The organism is Pantoea anthophila, assembly GCF_026104315.1.
Taxonomy (GTDB): Bacteria; Pseudomonadota; Gammaproteobacteria; order Enterobacterales; family Enterobacteriaceae; genus Pantoea; species Pantoea anthophila.
Window position 1 is genome coordinate 257,594 of sequence record NZ_CP110473.1, and the last position, 17,575, is coordinate 275,168.

The 17,575-nt window shown below is 60.3% G+C and carries 15 protein-coding genes; 11 read left to right on the top strand and 4 right to left on the bottom strand.

Annotated elements, in window-relative coordinates; genetic code table 11:
* Positions 1-31: 31 nt before the first annotated feature.
* Entirely contained in the window at positions 32-949 is a 918-nt protein-coding gene (locus tag OJ965_RS03735; protein WP_150030134.1) for a sugar ABC transporter substrate-binding protein, read from the bottom strand.
* Positions 950-1,305: 356 nt separating this feature from the next.
* Between OJ965_RS03735 and OJ965_RS03740 the strand changes: the two genes are divergently transcribed.
* The 7 genes from OJ965_RS03740 to OJ965_RS03770 all read left to right on the top strand — a co-directional run bounded on the left by OJ965_RS03740 (position 1,306) and on the right by OJ965_RS03770 (position 10,238).
* Entirely contained in the window at positions 1,306-2,472 is a 1,167-nt protein-coding gene (locus OJ965_RS03740; RefSeq protein ID WP_009087920.1) for an HD-GYP domain-containing protein, read from the top strand.
* A gap of 108 nt (positions 2,473-2,580) precedes the next feature.
* Positions 2,581-2,670: a K(+)-transporting ATPase subunit F gene (gene kdpF / locus OJ965_RS03745; RefSeq protein ID WP_009087918.1), complete on the top strand. Its 90-nt coding sequence runs from the start codon at positions 2,581-2,583 to the stop codon at positions 2,668-2,670.
* Positions 2,670-4,358, top strand: coding sequence for a potassium-transporting ATPase subunit KdpA (kdpA, locus tag OJ965_RS03750; protein ID WP_265137839.1), 1,689 nt, complete (start codon positions 2,670-2,672; stop codon positions 4,356-4,358). Before kdpF ends, kdpA begins: the two co-directional genes overlap by 1 nt.
* Positions 4,355-6,403, top strand: a complete 2,049-nt coding sequence (kdpB, locus tag OJ965_RS03755; protein WP_009087915.1) for a potassium-transporting ATPase subunit KdpB — start codon at positions 4,355-4,357, stop codon at positions 6,401-6,403. The genes kdpA and kdpB overlap by 4 nt, the downstream gene beginning before the upstream one ends.
* Positions 6,404-6,413: 10 nt before the next feature.
* Positions 6,414-6,980, top strand: coding sequence for a potassium-transporting ATPase subunit KdpC (kdpC, locus tag OJ965_RS03760; protein WP_046100786.1), 567 nt, complete (start codon positions 6,414-6,416; stop codon positions 6,978-6,980).
* A 30-nt stretch (positions 6,981-7,010) separates the two neighbouring features.
* On the top strand, positions 7,011-9,686 hold the full coding sequence (gene kdpD, locus OJ965_RS03765) for a two-component system sensor histidine kinase KdpD (RefSeq protein WP_265137841.1): 2,676 nt from the start codon (positions 7,011-7,013) through the stop codon (positions 9,684-9,686).
* A 54-nt stretch (positions 9,687-9,740) separates the two neighbouring features.
* A complete protein-coding gene (locus tag OJ965_RS03770) occupies positions 9,741-10,238 on the top strand; it encodes a TIGR00645 family protein (RefSeq protein ID WP_009087908.1) in 498 nt (165 codons plus the stop codon).
* Between the two features lie 93 nt (positions 10,239-10,331).
* Here the strand turns inward: OJ965_RS03770 and OJ965_RS03775 are convergent, their stop codons facing one another.
* Complete coding sequence (locus OJ965_RS03775; RefSeq protein WP_154929122.1) at positions 10,332-11,288, bottom strand: LysR family transcriptional regulator; 957 nt, start codon at positions 11,286-11,288, stop codon at positions 10,332-10,334.
* A gap of 93 nt (positions 11,289-11,381) precedes the next feature.
* Here OJ965_RS03775 and OJ965_RS03780 point away from each other — a divergent pair, with 93 nt between their 5' ends.
* The 4 genes from OJ965_RS03780 (at position 11,382) to OJ965_RS03795 (ending at position 15,445) form a co-directional block, all read left to right on the top strand.
* Positions 11,382-12,584 (top strand): MFS transporter, encoded by a 1,203-nt coding sequence (locus tag OJ965_RS03780; RefSeq protein ID WP_009087904.1) that lies wholly within the window; start codon positions 11,382-11,384, stop codon positions 12,582-12,584.
* A 62-nt stretch (positions 12,585-12,646) separates the two neighbouring features.
* Positions 12,647-13,993: a cation:proton antiporter gene (locus tag OJ965_RS03785; RefSeq protein ID WP_009087902.1), complete on the top strand. Its 1,347-nt coding sequence runs from the start codon at positions 12,647-12,649 to the stop codon at positions 13,991-13,993.
* A gap of 22 nt (positions 13,994-14,015) precedes the next feature.
* Entirely contained in the window at positions 14,016-14,360 is a 345-nt protein-coding gene (locus tag OJ965_RS03790; RefSeq protein ID WP_009087900.1) for a hypothetical protein, read from the top strand.
* Between the two features lie 167 nt (positions 14,361-14,527).
* Positions 14,528-15,445, top strand: coding sequence for an alpha/beta hydrolase (locus OJ965_RS03795; protein ID WP_033736095.1), 918 nt, complete (start codon positions 14,528-14,530; stop codon positions 15,443-15,445).
* Positions 15,446-15,548: 103 nt separating this feature from the next.
* On the opposite strand, the gene OJ965_RS03800 is transcribed toward OJ965_RS03795, so the two are convergent.
* Both OJ965_RS03800 and OJ965_RS03805 read right to left on the bottom strand, forming a co-directional pair.
* Positions 15,549-16,628: a porin gene (locus OJ965_RS03800; RefSeq protein WP_265137848.1), complete on the bottom strand. Its 1,080-nt coding sequence runs from the start codon at positions 16,626-16,628 to the stop codon at positions 15,549-15,551.
* 198 nt (positions 16,629-16,826) lie between these two features.
* Positions 16,827-17,573 (bottom strand): glycerophosphodiester phosphodiesterase family protein, encoded by a 747-nt coding sequence (locus OJ965_RS03805; RefSeq protein WP_265137850.1) that lies wholly within the window; start codon positions 17,571-17,573, stop codon positions 16,827-16,829.
* Between the last annotated feature and the right edge of the window lie 2 nt (positions 17,574-17,575).

Consider the following 17,575-nt stretch of genomic DNA (forward strand, 5'->3'; position numbering starts at 1 on the left):
CGGCGCGGTCACGCGGCCGCGCCAGTCTGCGTCACGGGTTCTTCGTGCTGTATTGCTGCATATTCTGCTGCGTGACCAGCTCAAACGGGATCCACTGATGGGACGCTACCTTCTGGCCTTTAATCATCTGCTGCGCCACCTCAACCGATTTTCTGCCCTGACCCACGGCATCCTGGAAAACCGTGACCGCCAGTTTGCCGCTCGCCAGCGCTTTCAGGCCATCTGGCGTGGCATCAATACCGCCCACCAGAATGGTTTTCTTCGGCTTCGCCTGCGCGATCGCCATAGTGGCACCAATCGCCATTTCATCGTTGTTGGCGGCGACAATATCGATATCTTCGCCGTTCGACAGCCAGCTGAGCATTAAATCCATTCCCTCGTTGCGCGCATAGTTGGCGGTCTGTTTCAGCACCACTTTCATCCCGGGATACTTTGCGACCACCTGCTCCACATCCCGGGTGCGCTGCAACGCACCCGCATCGCTGAGGTTACCGATCATGATGGCGACTTTGCCGCGATAGCCGGCCTGTTTTGCCAGCGCCTCCATCTGCAGCGTGCCCGATTCGCGCTCATCCGAGCCGACAAACACCACGCCCGGAGGCAGGGTTTTATCGCCCGGCGTGCGGTTAACGTAAACCAGCGGAATGCGAGCCTGCTGCGCCAGGCGGGTCAGGGCAGGGGTGCTGGCGGAGTCGACCGGATCGACGATAATCGCATCCACTCCGGCGCTGATAAAGCTCTGCACCTGATCGGTCTGACGGCCCACATCGCCGCGCGCATCTTCAAACTGCGCATCCAGCTTTTGCGCTTTTGCCTCCTTGTCGATTGCCTGGCGGATAAGGGTGAGAAAGTTCTGGTCGAAATAGGCCATCGACACGCCAATTTTCTCTGCCAGCGCCGACGTGGAAAGAGCGAGCAGACAGAGAATTGCCCATGCACATTTTTTCATTGCGGACTCCCGAGGTTAACCGGATGGAATGGATTTTTCATTTATTCTGAGAATGGACAAATAAGATCATTTGCAGCTTATGAAGGAGAGTCAGGTTTGACAACCGCCTCTTTTCACTCTTGCTGGCGCCGCCACACTTTGCCGGAAAAGCGTGGCGTTATTGCTGTCTACAGCATTGATTGAGCGCGTCGGTAACAGGGTGAACGTCCTGCGTCCTGTAAATAACAAAAAGAAAGAAACGGGTATGACAGACATATCGTGTGCTGAACGCCTCCGCCGCACAAAACAGCCTGAAGAAAATTTGTCCAGCTGCCGATATCACCTTATCTCCCTCGCTGAGCTTAAGGAGTGATAGCGTGATAAAGCTGATTACCATTGATGAACTGCGCCCGGGGATGTTTATCCACAAGCTGGAAGTCTGGTGGATCAAAGACCAGCGCATTCGTAATGAGATGCTGATCGCCGATCCACGACAAATCGCCCTGTTACGCAGTGAAGGGATCCGCCAGCTCTGGATCGATCTCGATCGTTCAGTGCAGGCCCCGATCGCCACCGTGGTCGCGAAAAAAACCATTGGTCGCACCCCCTTTTTTCAGGAACTCGATCAGGCCCAGCAGATCTTCCAGCAGGGCAAACCGAAAGTCCTGGCGATGTTCAACGAAGCGCGGCTGGGTAACGGCCTGAAGCTCGACTATATGATGAATCTGGTGGATGAAATCGCCGGATCGATCACGCGTGAACCTTCCGCCATGCTGAGCGTGGCGCGGCTGAAGAATCATGATGACTATACCTACCTGCACTCCATGGCGGTCTGCGGGCTGATGATTGCGCTGGGTAAAACACTCGGTCTGAACGACCAGCAGCTGCGGCGGGTGGGCATGGGCGGTTTACTGCATGATGTCGGTAAAGCGGCCGTGCCGCTGGCGATCCTCAACAAAGCCGGCAAGCTGACTGACGAGGAGTTCAGAGTGATGCGCGAGCATCCGGTGGTTGGCACGCAGATGCTGATAGAAGCTGACGCCGATGACGATCTGCTGGATATCGCCCTGCATCATCATGAGAAATATGATGGCAGCGGCTACCCGCACGGCCTGAAAGGGGAGGCGATTTCGCTCTATGCCCGCATGGCGGCGGTGTGTGACGTCTATGATGCCGTGACCTCAACCCGTGCCTATCGCAACGGCTGGACGCCTGCTGAGGCGATGCATCAGATGCTGAGCTGGCGCGGCCATTTTGACCCCGGCCTGCTGCACACCTTTGTGCGCACCATCGGCATCTATCCGGTGGGATCGCTGGTGCGTCTCGCCTCCGGCCGGGTGGCACTGGTGGTCAGAGCGGGTGAAAAGTCGCTGATGCGTCCCTGTGTGCATGTGTTCTGGTCGCTGCACGCCCAGCGCGAAGTCAAACCGGAGGAGCTCGACCTTGGCGACAGTTTCTGCACTGACAGCATTGTCGGCGCAGAGGACAGTACGCTGTGGGGTAATGTCGATCTTAATCGTATCTGGGCGCTGGAAGTCGCCTGATATTTCGCCATTTTTACACTATTTTTACGCCCGCCCGCTGCATTTTAACCCCTTCTTTATACGCCTCCGCGCAAGCTATGCCCTAAATCCAAACCTCTGGAGGTTCCTGTGAGCGTGGGCGTAATAACCGGCATTCTGCTGGTGGTGTTGTTACTGGGCTATCTGATCTATGCCCTGTTAAATGCGGAGGCCTTCTGATGGCGGCCAATGTTTTCTTACTTATCGCCGTTTATCTGCTGCTGCTGATGGTGCTGGCGCAGCCGCTCGGCCGGGGTCTGGCGTCGTTAGTGGCGGATAAGCCGGTGTTTGCCCGCCTTGAAGCGCCGCTGTGGCGACTGCTGGGGGCGCAGCAATCTGACATGCGCTGGCCGCACTATCTGCTGGCGATTCTGCTGTTTAATGCGCTGGGTTTTGTCGTGCTGCTGGCGATTCTGCTGATGCAGGGGGCGCTGCCGCTCAATCCACAGCAGCTGCCTGGCCTGAGCTGGCATCTGGCGCTCAACACCGCCATCAGCTTTGTCACCAACACTAACTGGCAGTCCTACAGCGGTGAGAGCACCCTGAGCTATTTCAGTCAGATGGTGGGCCTGACGGTGCAGAACTTCCTCTCTGCCGCGACCGGCATTGCGGTGGCATTTGCCCTGATCCGTGGCTTCGCGAATCGCAGCATCGCCACGCTGGGCAACGCCTGGCGCGACCTGACGCGCATCACGCTCTACGTCTTACTGCCCATCAGCCTGCTGATGGCGCTGTTCTTTGTCAGTCAGGGCAGCATTCAGAACGTCCTGCCTTATCACAGCCTCTCCACGCTGGAAGGCGCGCAGCAGACGCTGTCGATGGGGCCAGTGGCGTCGCAGGAGGCGATCAAAATGCTGGGCACCAACGGTGGCGGCTTCTTTAACGCCAACTCTGCCCATCCGTTTGAAAACCCGAATGTGCTCACCAACTTCGTGCAGATGCTGAGCATCTTCCTGATCCCGGCGGCGCTCTGCTTCGCGTTTGGCGAAAGCGTGCGTGACCGTCGTCAGGGCCACATGCTGCTGTGGGCGATGACGCTGATGTTTGTGGCGGCGGTGGCGGTGGTGATGTGGGCCGAACTGCAGGGCAACCCGCACTTCCTCCAGCTGGGGGCTGACAGCGCCGTCAATATGGAAGGCAAAGAGACGCGCTTTGGCATTCTTAACAGCAGCCTGTTCGCCGTGATCACAACGGCGGCCTCGTGCGGTGCGGTCAATGCCATGCACGACTCCTTTACCGCGCTGGGCGGGATGGTGCCGATGTGGCTGATGCAGCTGGGCGAAGTGGTGTTCGGCGGTGTCGGAGCCGGCCTCTATGGCATGCTGCTGTTTGTGCTGCTGGCGGTGTTTATCGCCGGGCTGATGATTGGCCGCACGCCGGAGTTTCTGGGTAAAAAAGTCGATGTCTGGGAGATGAAAATGACCGCCCTGGCGATTCTGGTCACCCCGGCGCTGGTGCTGATCGGCACCGCTCTGGCGATGATGACCGACGCCGGACGCAGCGCTATGGCAAACCCGGGCATTCACGGCTTTAGCGAAGTGCTTTACGCCGTCTCATCCGCGGCCAACAACAACGGCAGTGCCTTTGCCGGACTCAGCGCCAACACGCCGTTCTGGAACCTGTTACTGGCCGTCTGCATGCTGCTGGGCCGCTTCGGCATCATCATTCCGGTGATGGCGATTGCCGGTGCGATGGCGGCGAAAAAAGTGCAGCCGGTGGGCAATGGCACACTGCCTACCCACGGCCCGCTGTTTATCGCACTGCTGATCGGTACGGTGCTGCTGGTCGGCGCACTGACCTTTATTCCTGCTCTGGCGCTGGGCCCGGTGGCTGAGCATCTGCAACTTGTTCAGGGACAATCCTCATGAGTCGTCAACAACAGGCGTTATTTGACGCAGCGCTGCTGCGCACCTCAGCCTGGGATGCGGTGAAAAAGCTCGATCCCCGGGTGCAGTTCCGTAACCCGGTGATGTTTGTGGTCTACCTCGGCAGCATCCTGACCTCGCTGCTGGCGCTGGCGATGCTGGCGGGCCGGATCGACGGCAGCGCCAGTTTTACCGGAGCGATTGCGCTCTGGCTCTGGTTTACCGTGCTGTTCGCCAATCTGGCGGAGGCGCTGGCAGAGGGGCGCAGTAAGGCCCAGGCGAGCAGCCTGAAAGGGGTGAAAAAGACCAGCTTTGCCAAAAAACTGTCAGCGGCGCGCTATGGCGCAGAGTGGCAGCAGGTGGCCGCCGATCAGCTGCGCAAAGGCGACGCGGTGCTGGTGGAAGCGGGCGACATCATTCCCTGCGACGGTGAAGTGCTGGAGGGCGGGGCCTCGGTGGATGAGAGCGCCATTACCGGCGAGTCCGCCCCGGTGATCCGCGAGTCGGGCGGGGACTTTGCCTCCGTGACCGGCGGGACCCGCATTCTCTCTGACTGGCTGGTGATCACCTGCAGCGCCAACCCGGGTGAAACCTTCCTCGACCGGATGATCGCCATGGTGGAAGGCGCGAAGCGTCGCAAAACGCCAAACGAGATCGCCCTGACCATCCTGCTGGTTTCGCTGACTATCGTCTTCCTGCTGGCGACCGTGACGCTCTGGCCTTTCTCGGCCTGGGGCGGAACGCCGGTCAGCGTTACGGTGCTGGTGGCGCTGCTGGTCTGTCTGATCCCGACCACGATTGGTGGCCTGCTGTCAGCGATTGGGGTGGCGGGGATGAGCCGGATGCTGGGCGCTAACGTCATCGCCACCAGCGGCCGTGCCGTCGAGGCCGCAGGCGATGTGGATGTGCTGATGCTGGATAAAACCGGCACCATCACCCTGGGTAACCGTCAGGCGACGCAGTTCCTGCCCGCGCCGGGCGTCAGCGAAGAGCAGCTGGCCGACGCGGCGCAGCTGGCGTCGCTGGCCGATGAGACGCCGGAGGGCCGCAGCATCGTGGTGCTGGCCAAACAGCAGTTTAACCTGCGTGAACGCGATCTCAGCAGCATGGGGGCCACCTTTATTCCCTTCTCGGCGCAGACCCGCATGAGCGGCGTCAACGTGCAGGACCGGCTGATCCGTAAAGGGGCGGTGGATGCGGTGCGTCGCCACATCGAAGCCAGTCATGGCCGTTTCCCGGCCGAGGTGAATGCGCAGGTCGAAGAGGTGGCGCGCACCGGGGGCACCCCGCTGGTCGTCGCCGAGGGTGCAAACGTGCTGGGCGTGGTGGCGCTGAAGGATATCGTAAAAGGCGGCATCAAAGAGCGCTTTGCCGAGCTGCGCAAGATGGGCATCAAAACCGTGATGATCACCGGCGATAACCCGCTGACGGCGGCAGCGATTGCGGCGGAAGCGGGCGTGGATGATTTTCTCTCTGAGGCGACGCCGGAAGCGAAGCTGGCGCTGATCCGCCAGTATCAGGCGGAAGGGCGTCTGGTCGCGATGACCGGCGACGGCACCAACGATGCGCCTGCGCTGGCACAGGCCGATGTGGCGGTGGCGATGAACTCCGGTACGCAGGCGGCGAAAGAGGCGGGCAACATGGTCGACCTCGACTCGAACCCGACCAAGCTGCTGGAAGTGGTGCACATTGGTAAACAGATGCTGATGACGCGCGGTTCGCTGACCACCTTCAGTATCGCCAACGACGTGGCGAAATATTTTGCGATCATCCCGGCGGCGTTTGCGGCGACCTATCCGCAGCTCAACATGCTCAACGTCATGCAGCTGCACTCGCCCGCCAGCGCAATCCTCTCAGCGGTGATCTTCAACGCTCTGGTGATTGTCTTTCTGATCCCGCTGGCCCTGAAAGGCGTCAGCTACCGGCCACTGAGTGCCGCTGCGCTGCTGCGCCGCAACCTGCTGATTTATGGGCTGGGCGGCCTGCTGGTGCCGTTTGCCGGCATCAAAGCTATCGATCTGCTGTTAGTGTTATCAGGCATGGCCTGAGGAGCAAAAAATGAGTCAGTTACGTCCGGCAATTTTACTGTTGTTACTGCTTACCCTGGTCACCGGCGTGGTTTATCCTTTCCTCACGACCAGCCTGGCGCAGTGGCTGTTTCCGGCGCAGGCGAATGGATCGCTGCTGGAGGAGGATGGCGTGGTGCGCGGATCCGCGCTGATTGGTCAGAACTTCACGCAGCCCGGTTATTTCTGGGGCCGCCCTTCAGCCACCAGCGACAAACCCGATAATCCGCTGGCCTCAGGGGGCAGCAATCTGGCAGCCAGTAACCCGGCGCTGGACAAAGCCGTCGCGGAGCGCGTCGCGGCGCTGCGGGCCGCCAATCCGCAGGCACCCGCCGCGGTGCCGGTTGAGCTGGTCACCACCTCAGCCAGCGGGCTGGACCCGGATATCTCGACTGACGCCGCGTTATGGCAGGCGCCGCGCATCGCCGCCAGCCGTAAGCTGCCATTGGCGCAGGTCGAGGCGCTGATCGACCAGCAGACGCACCGTCCGCTGATGCCATTCCTCGGCTCGCCGACGGTCAATGTGCTGCAGCTCAATATGGCGCTCAACGATCTGTAAGGGTGTTTCTGTTATGCCATTAAGGAAGCTATGAATCACGAACCCCAGCGTCCCGATCCCGACGCGCTGCTGCAGGCTAACCGCGAAACCCATCGCGGGCAGCTGAAAATCTACTTTGGTGCCTGTGCCGGTGTGGGCAAAACCTACGCCATGCTGCAGGAGGCGCAGCGGCTGCGCGCGCAGGGTCTGGATGTGCTGATCGGCGTGGTGGAGACCCATGAACGGCCGGAAACCGCGCAGCTGCTGACGGGATTACCCCTGTTGCCGCGTCGTGCGACCGGTCGCTCGCGTCATGCGGAGTTCGATCTCGATGCGGCACTGGCTCGCCATCCGGCGGTGATCCTGATGGATGAGCTGGCGCACACCAACGTGCAGGGCTCGCGCCATCCCAAGCGCTGGCAGGACATCGAAGAGCTGCTTGAAGCGGGCATTGACGTGCTGACCACCGTCAACGTGCAGCATCTTGAAAGCCTCAACGATGTGGTCGGGGGCGTCACCGGCATTCAGGTGCGCGAAACCGTGCCAGATCCCTTTTTCGACAGCGCCGATGAGGTGGTGCTGGTCGATCTGCCGCCCGACGATCTGCGTCAGCGGCTGAAAGAGGGCAAAGTCTACATCGGTGACCGGGCAGAGCGCGCCATCGAAAACTTTTTCCGCAAAGGTAACCTGTTCGCGCTGCGTGAGCTGGCCCTGCGCCGCACCGCCGATCGGGTGGATGATCAGATGCGCGCCTGGCGCGATCAGCAGGGGCGGGATCGCGTCTGGCACACCCGCGACGCCATTCTGCTCTGCATCGGCGACGACAGCGGCAGTGAGAAGCTGGTGCGCACGGCCGCCCGGCTGGCGGCGCGGCTCGGCAGTGAATGGCATGCGGTCTATGTTGAAACGCCCCGTCTTCACCGGCTGCCGGAAGGACGGCGGCGGGCGATTCTGCGCACGCTGCAGCTGGCGCAGGAGCTGGGGGCGGAAACCGCCACCCTCTCCGAGCCGGATGAAGCCGAAGCGGTGCTGGGCTACGCGCGCGAACATAATCTGGGCAAAATCGTCACCGGCCGCCGTCCGCTGCGGCGCTGGCGGCGTGACAGTTTTGCCGAGCGGCTCGGCCAGCTGGGGCCGGATCTCGACCTGCTGGTGGTGGCGCTGGATGAACCACTGAAGGATGCGCCGCATCCGCTGCCGGATGGCCGCCCGACCAGCGATAAATGGCGGATTCAGCTGCGTGGCGTGATGATGGCGCTGGTGCTCTGCATCGCCGTTACCGCCGCCGGGCAGTCGGTGCTGATCAACTTCGATCCCGCCAACTGCGTGATGATCTACCTGCTGGCGGTGGTGATCGTGGCGCTGCGCTACGGGCGCTGGCCATCGGTGATCGCCACGGTGATGAATATCGTCGCCTTCGACCTCTTCTTTGTGGCCCCCACCGGCACGGTGGCGGTCTCCGACCTGCAATATCTGGTCACCTTTGGTGTGATGCTGGCGGTCGGGGTCATCGTCGGCAATCTCACGGCGGGCGTCCGCTATCAGGCGCGGGTGGCACGCTACCGCGAACAGCGTGCGCGACAGCTCTATGAGATGGCGAAATCGCTGGGCAGCGCCTTAACGCCGCAGGATATCGCGGCGACCAGCCAGCGGGTGCTGGATGCCACCCTGCAGGCGCGCTGCCTGCTGCTGCTGCCGGATGAGCAGGGCGAACTGCAGCCGGTCGGTGAGGCGTTACCGGCCAGCGAACCGGACCGCGCTATCGCGAAGTGGAGCTACAGCAAAGGCCAGCCGGCGGGAGCGGGCACCGATACGTTACCGGCGGTGCCTTATCAGATCCTGCCGCTGAAAAGCGGCGGGCACTGCCGGGGCCTGCTGGTGGTGGAGCCGCAGAATCTGCGTCAGCTGATGATCCCTGAACAGCAGCGGCTGGTGGAAACCTTCACGGTGTTGATTGCTAACGCGCTGGAGCGGATGGCGCTGTCGCACAGCGAGGCGGCATCGCGGCTGTCGGCGGAGCGGGAACAGCTGCGCAATGCGCTGCTGTCCGCCCTGTCACACGATCTGCGCACCCCGCTGACCGTGCTGTTTGGTCAGGCGGAAATGCTGATGCTCGACCTGGCCAGCGATAACTCAAAATATGTGCCGCAGGCCAGCCAGATCCGCGAGCAGACGCTGAGTACCATCCGGCTGGTCAGCAATATGCTGGATATGGCGCGCATTCAGTCGGGCGGCCTCAATCTGCGTGAAGAGTGGCTGGCGCTGGAGGAGGTGATTGGCGGGGCGCTGAGCAGCATGGCGCCGTCGCTGAAAGGGCATGAGGTGCAGCTCGACCTGCCGGACGATATCGTGCTGATCAAAGGCGACAGCACACTGCTGGAGCGGGTCTTCACGAACCTGATTGAAAACAGCCTGAAGTATGCCGGTAACTGTGCGCCGCGCGGTATCCGGGCGTGGCGTGCCGCAAACCGGCTGGAGATCTCGGTCTGGGATGGCGGGAAGGGCATCGCTGAAGGGGACTTAAGCCGGATATTCGATAAGTTTTCGCGCGGTGATAAGGAGTCTGCCGTACCGGGCGTCGGGCTGGGGCTGGCGATCTGTAAAACCATCATTGAGAGCCACGGCGGCCAGATCTGGGCGGAGAATCGGACCGAAGGCGGCGCGGCCTTTCGTCTCTCGCTTCCCCTGCCGCCGGTTCCGGAAATTTCTGACGACGAGCTGAAATAACTTCACAGTGAATCGGTTATACTCCCGGACCTGTCTGATTACGTGTGGGATTGTATGGAACGTTTTACCGAAAACCTGATGTATGCATCGCGCTGGTTGCTGGCCCCGGTTTACATTGGACTTTCGCTGGGATTGCTGGCGCTGACGATTAAATTTTTCCAGGAAATAGTCCACCTGCTGCCCAACATTTTCAGCATTGCGGAAAACGATCTGATCCTGCTGCTGCTGTCGCTGGTCGATATGACGCTGGTTGGCGGTCTGCTGGTGATGGTGATGCTGTCAGGCTATGAGAACTTTATCTCGAAGCTCGATATCGACGAAGACAAAGAGAAGCTGAGCTGGCTGGGCAAGATGGACTCCGGCTCACTGAAGAACAAAGTAGCCGCCTCTATCGTCGCCATCTCTTCGATTCACCTGCTGCGGGTGTTTATGGAAGCGCGCAACGTCGATAATGATAAGCTGATGTGGTACGTGATTATCCACCTGACCTTCGTGCTCTCCGCCTTTGTCATGGGCTGGCTGGATAAGCTGTCACGCTACGATAAAAAGTAACGCATTCCCTTTCCGGCGCGCCGCTGATGCGGGCGCCTGCTCTGCCTCCTCCTCCCGCGTCTCCCTGCCCAAATCCGCTAGCTTTCTCCGTCGTTACTCCGCCCTGTCTGAGCGGGCCGGTTGTGAGGCCGGACGGGTGCCGGTCAGCTGCGGCATCACCTCTTTGATCATGGCAAAGAAGTGTTGCAGCCTGGCCGGGTAGTAACTCGCCCACGGATAGGTCAGCCACACCGGCAGCGGCGGGGCCTGCCACGCGGGCATCAGCTGAATCAGTTTGCCCTCCGCCAGATCGTCCTGCACCGCCCACGATGAGACAATCGCCGCCCCCATGCCGGCCAGTGCCGCTTTACGCACGGCGTAAAGGCTGTCGCTGCTCAGCCGCGGCATAATTGGCAGGTTCAGCGGCTGGCCGTCATCTATTTTCTGCAACGCCACTTCATTACGGTAAAAGCTGGTGAGCGCCAGCCACGGCAGATCGCCCAGCTGTTCCACCCGCTCAATCGGCGGAAACTGGTCCAGCAGGCGCGGCGCCGCCACCACGAAACGCGGCACTTCTGCCAGCAGGACCGCCACGACCGACGGATCGCTGGGCGCGCCGACCTGAATGGCACAGTCCACATTCTCCGCGATGAAGTCGGGTGTGCGGTCATTCAGCATCCACTCTATATTGAGTCGGGGAAAGCGGTGCAGATAGTCCACCAGGGGATCGATCAGCTGATCCTGACCAAAGGCGTGCGGGGCGCGAACCCGCAGCGTGCCGATGGGATCGTCACTGGCCCCGGTCAGCTCATCTTCCAGCGCATGCCACGTGGCCAGCAACTGCCGCGCCTGGGCGTAGCAGCGTTCGCCATCATCGGTGAGCTTCAGCGCATGGGTCGTGCGCAGAATGAGCTTCAGGCCGAGCCGCTGCTCCAGGATTTGCAGCCGCCGGCTGACGGTAGGCTGGGTGGTGCCGAGCTGTGCTGCAGCGGCGGAGAGGCTGCCGCTCTCAACAATACGGATAAAAGTCTGCATCAGTTCGATGCGGTCGCTGCCACTGGAATGATTCATACGCTCCACGCATAACGGTTTTGCCTGACGTCAGTCTACCGCGTATAACCGCAATGCGCTTAAATAGCGGCACGAAATGATGAGGATGACACCATGTCAGCAATAGAAAACCCAACCCGAAACGAACCGCTCTCCGCTCCGCTGGTCTTCACCCTGGCCGCCGGGGCCGGGCTCAGCGTGGCGTCGATTTACTACAGTCAGCCAATGCTGGATATCATCAGTAAGCAGTTCAGTGCGGGGATCGGCGCGGTCGGCATGGTGCCGATGCTGACGCAGGCGGGCTATGCGCTGGGCATCCTGCTGCTGGCCCCGCTGGGCGATCGCCATGACCGGCGCACGATTATCTTTATCAAGGGTCTGCTGCTGGTCGCCGCACTGCTGCTGTGTGGCTTTTCCGCGGGGCTCAGCGCGCTGCTGATCGCCAGCTTTGTGACCGGCCTGACCGCCACCGTGGCGCAGGATATTGTCCCGGCGTCGGCGGCGCTGGCTCCGGAACGCAGCCGGGGTAAAACGGTCGGCACGGTGATGACCGGCCTGCTGGTGGGGATTCTGCTGTCGCGGGTCGTCAGTGGCGTGGTGGCAGAGTATTTCGGCTGGCGCACCATGTATCTGATTGCGGCGCTGTCGGTGCTGCTGATTACGCTGACGCTCAGGCGGGTGCTGCCACGCTTTACGCCGGGCACCACCGTAAGCTATCCGCGCCTGTTGCTGTCGCTGGTGCATCTGTGGCGTCACCACCAGACGCTGCGCCGCGCCGCCCTGGCTCAGGGACTGCTGTCGGTAGGGTTCAGCGCCTTCTGGTCGACGCTGGCGTTAATGCTCAGCGATCGCTTTCATCTGGACAGCGCCGTGGCCGGGGCCTTTGGCTTAGCCGGGGCGGCGGGGGCGATGGCGGCCCCGCTGGCGGGCAGTTTTGCCGATCGCATCGGCCCGGCGCGGGTCACCCAGGCCGGTGCCGCCCTGGTGACGCTCTCTTTTGCGCTGATGTTCCTGCTGCCCGTGCTGCCTGTCCCGGCGCAGCTGGCGCTGATTGTGATCTGTACCATTGGCTTTGATCTGGGCGTGCAGGCCACGCTGGTCGCGCACCAGACGCTGGTTTATGGCCTGGCACCTGAAGCACGCAGTCGCCTCAATGCGCTGCTGTTCACCGTGGTGTTTATCGGTATGGCCAGCGGGGCGGCACTGGGCAGCCTGGCGCTGGCGCACTGGGGCTGGAATGGGGTGGTTGCGCTCTCTACCTTAGCCGGGGCGGCCGCGCTGGCGGTGCGCTTCGCCAGTCGCCACCTGAAAAACTGATCGTCTCGCCCTTCAAAAAATGTGCCAGGCTTATTGATAAACCCGAAATAAGCTGGAGCATTATGAACTTTTTAGCCTGGACAGCAGCGACGGGCGGCCTTCTGCTGCTGATGTCGCTGGCTTCCGGTTGGATTCACCGGGGGCCAGTCACCTCATTTGGTCTGTTTCTTATCGCGGGCATACTGTGCGGCCCGTGGGCGTTTGATGTGGTCCACATCGATATCGTCACTCATTCCGAGGCCGTGGCCCACATTACCGAAATCACCATGGCCGCCTCGCTGTTTATCACCGGACTCAAGCTGCGTCTGCCGTTACAGAATAACTGCTGGCACACCGGGCTGAAGCTCGCCTTTCCCGCCATGCTGCTGACCGTGGCGGCAATGACCCTGCTGGCCCATTTCCTGGTGGGATTAGACTGGCCGGTTGCGCTGGCGTTTGGTGCCATTGTCGCGCCGACAGATCCGGTGCTGGCCAGCCTCATCTCGGTAAACGATGCGCAGGATGATGACTCGCTGCGGGTGGCGATCTCCAGCGAAGCGGGCATGAACGACGGCTCCGCGCTGCCGCTGCTGGTGCTGGCGCTGCTGCTGTTCAATGGCGAGAGCCTGAGCGGGGGGATGCTGGCTCACTGGGGCGCGGTCGAGGTGATCTGGGCGATTGGCGCCGGCCTGCTTATCGGCTTTGTCATGGGGCAGATGATCGGTGTGCTGACGACCCGGCTGCGCAATGCCAACGGCGATGTGGCCCCAAATGATTTCCTCGCGCTGGCGCTGATCGCGCTGAGTTATTCGCTGGTGGAGTGGCTGGGCGCCTCCGGCTTCCTGGCCGCCTTTGCCGCCGGACTGGGGCTACGCCGCGCCGAGCTGGGGGTGTTTCGCCGTCATCAGCCGGAGGATCTCTCTGATGATGAACGTGTTCTCCCCTCTGAGGCGCTGGTCAATCCCAATAAGCGGCTGGCGCACCAGGGCAATAACAATATGGTGAAGTCGATTGGGTTTGTAGTAGGCGACGCCCTCTCTTTTGGCGATACTATTGAACGTCTGCTGGCGGCTGGCATGATGGTGGTGCTGGGCGTGACGCTGGCACAGCACTGGAATATCTACGGCGTGCTGCTGGGCCTGGTGCTGTTTGTGGTGGTGCGCCCGCTGGCCGTCTGGCTGGTCACGCTGCGCGCCGGGCTGCCGCTGGGTCAGCGTCTGCTGATTGGCTGGCTGGGCATCCGCGGAATCGGCAGCCTGAACTATATTGCCTATGCCTGGACGCACGGCATGGAAGGCCCGCAGATGGAAATCATGACGAATATGGCGTTAACGCTGGTGGTCTGCAGCGTGGTTGTCCACGGCACCACCGTGTCGCCGCTGCTGAACTGGCGTCAGAAGCGCATCGAAGCCCTTCAGCGCAAAGTTTAATCCGAACAAACAGGAGTGAAGAATGAAAGTAACCCAGATTATCCTGCTGAGCCTGCTCGCCTCCGGCAGCGCGCTGGCGGCGGACGACGCTGACACCGAACAGAATGTCTACGCCAGTCAGCTATGTCACATCGTCAGCAGTGAAAAAAAGGTCGCCAGCGCGGATCAGTATGTGGAGCAGATGAAATCTGACGTGGCGCGCAGTAAATCCTCATCGGCGATGAATCAGCCCGAATTCGATGAAGAATCGGCGCGGGAAGTTGCCAGTGCCTGGCTGCAGCTGGGTGACGATGAACGCGCCAAACTGCGCGTCAACGAACAGCAGTGTGAGCAGGCTGTGATGGCGCAGTTCCAGCAGGAAGATTAACCGGGCCGCACGGTATAAAACGCGCCTGCGGGGCGCGTTTTTTTATGGCTTTTCACCCGGCATTGCGTACATAATCGCCAGCGTCTGGCACCAGACTTGCATCTGTTGATTCTTTTGCAGCACACCGCAACGGTCTGCTCTCTTACTGGCATCACTTAACAGGCACTATGATTACGCGTCGACGCTTTATTCTCGGCACGGGAGCGCTTGGGCTCTCCATGACCACCGGCAAATTATTTGCCCGCGATGACATTATTCCCCTCTGGCCGGACGACCCGCCCGGCGGCGGTGGCCCGTCGGGCCAGCTGCACATTAACAGCAGCGGTTCGTGGTCCAATATCGTCAGCCCGGCGATCCAGCGTTTCAAACCGGAAAATCCCAACGGCGAAGCGGTGCTGATCGCCGCAGGCGGCGGCTATCGCTGGATCGGCATGGGGCGCGAAGCCTGGCCGGTGGCGCGCTGGCTGAACGCCAATGGCTACACCGCCTACGTGCTCAGCTACCGGCTGCCGCATGAGAAGTGGCAGGCGGGGCGGCTGGCTCCGCTGCAGGATGCGCAGCGTGCTATCCGGCTGGTGCGATCGTTTGAGCGCAGGGTGCATGTACTGGGCTTCTCGGCCGGTGGCCATCTGCTGGGGCTGGCGGCGGCGCGCCCGGACTTTGAATCCTATCCGGCCATCGACCCGCTGGATGAAGTGGTGCCCGCCGTCGACAGCGTGGGCCTGATCTATCCGGTCATTACCCTGGAAGCGCCCTATCAGCACACCAGCACGCATCTGATGATGGTCGGCAAAAATGCCACCCCACAGGATGAGGCAAACTGGTCAGTGCAGAACTTTGTGACCCGGCGCTATCCGCCCACCTTCCTGGCGCAGGCGGAAGACGATCACACCTCCAACCCGTTTAACACCGAGCTGATGCGCGACACCTGTCGGCGTAATCGCGTGCCGGTTGAGCTGATTCAGATCAGCAAAGGCGGGCATGGGTTTGGTCTGGGCAAAGCGGGAACGCCCGCGGCGTTGTGGGATCAGGCCTATGTTAAGTGGCTGGAAACCCCTCATCAGGCTGCGTCCCCGGCCCTGTAATGCTTCCCCTGCGGCTGACGTAAAAAAAGCTGGCATGAGCCAGCCTCGCTAAGTGCGCGTTGTCAGGTATGAAGCCATGCTGCACAAAACAGGAGCAGCCGGGTCAGAACTGATAGGTCAGGCCCATACCGATACTGTTTTTCGTCGTAATACCGGTGGCACGCGTAAAGTCGTTGTCCTTCAGCAGGTTTTTGCGGTAGTCCACGTAGGTCAGCATGTTCTTGTTGAAATAGAAATAGGTGCCCACCGCAATATATTTCTGCATCGTCTGGCTGCCTCCGGCAAAATTCCCTGCGCCCTGCAGGTTTTCGCCACGCTGCATGACAAAACCGACAGAAGGGCGCAGACCGTTCAGGAACTGGTACTGCGCAATCGCCTCAACGTTATGGGTTTTGTCGGCGACCTGTGCCAGCTGTCCATAAGGCGTAACGTCACTGGCTTCGCCATACATGGCGGCCAGATAGAGCTGGCTGGCATCATATTTTGCAGAGGTGACCCAGGCGGTGGCATCGTCTCCCTGACCGTCAGCTTGCTGGATCAGCGTCCGTTTTGCTTTCATCCCTGCCGCCGCAATGCTCAGCCCATCGGTAATGCTGTAAGTCACGCCAGCACCGTAGCCATCCCCGTTAGCCACTTTAGCGGTGGCGCGGTCATTTTTTCCCTGATACTGCAGGGTCAGCTTTAACCCACCCCACGCCGGAGAGTGCCAGGTCGCGAGGCCGGTTGAGCGTTTTGACAGGAAGTTATCGTTGGTAGTCATGGTGCCGGAACCGTAGACCGGTGCCATATCCGTATAGGCAGAGGCAACGTACAGCACCCCAAAGCTACGGCCATAATCGAACGAGCCGAAGTCGGCCAGTTTCAGACCGGCAAACCCTAAGCGGGTGGCATTACCCGTTTGCGCGTCGCTACCGCCTTCACTGTGATTCAGCGGGAAGTTATATTCCCATTGACCATAACCGCTAAGCCGATCGTTAATTTGCGTCTCACCTTTAAAACCCAGGCGTGCGTAAGAGTTGTCGCCATCTTCTGCAATATTATCTGAGAAAACATGACGCGCATCGACTTTACCGTACAGGTCGAGTTTATTTCCATCTTTATTATAAATCTCAGCGGAGTATGCAGAAAATGAGGCCAGAAAACAGATTGCATACGGCGCGGCGGCTTTTATTTTATTGTGCATATCATCTACCCTTATCCGTTAACTTAAGCATGAGGAGGTAACCGCTCAGAGCGGCATTTATTTCACTATGACTTTCGTCTTCCAGAATGGCTAAATAATAAAGGCGTTATAGCGGCCATAAAGTTTATGGCCATTTTTATAATGAATTTCCCTGGTGTTACGGGTTTGTGGCTGAGAACGTCCTGAACAATTTTTTATTCAGAATGCTAAGTCGGGTATATCGCTTAATACCGTTTGCGCACCCGCATCAATATATTTTCTGGCAAGAACCGGGTCATTGATCGTGGCAATCGCAAATTCAATACCTGAACGAGCCAGTCGCGTCAGGTCTTCGTCCGTCGCGAAGTCACCCAGGAAATGCAGGATCTGGCAACCCGTTCTGGCGAGGAGCGCCTCGGGGTCTTTGGGCGGGACGCAAACTGCCAGGCCGCGCGGGACGTCAGGCATAAGCTGTGCGGCAACCTGCAGCGAAATCTCCGAGAAGCTGCTGATAAAGAGCTTCTTCTCACCTGCAGGCCACAGTGACTTCAGCTGAGCGATAGCAATCTCCGCCGTTTCCACTTCCTGTCCGGAGGTGGGTTTGATCTCCAGTTGCAGCCCGACGCCTTTATCCAGAACAAACGCCACTGTTTCAGCCAGCGTCGGCACTTTTACGCCTCTGAAAAGGTGGCCATAACACACGCCCGCCTCCAGCGATCGGATCTCATCCAGGGTTAAGTTCGCCACATAGCCTTTGCCATTTGTTGTCCGGTCCACGGAATCGTCATGAATAATGACCGGATGCCTGTCTTTGGTGAGTTTGACATCCACCTCTATCCACGTCGCTCCGCGTTCAACAGCCGCCTGAAACGAAGGCAGCGTGTTTTCCGGGGCCAGCAGCGGTGCTCCCCGATGGGCAATCAGGCGTGAATTCACTACGCGTGCAGGGGTTTTTTTTGTCGACATTC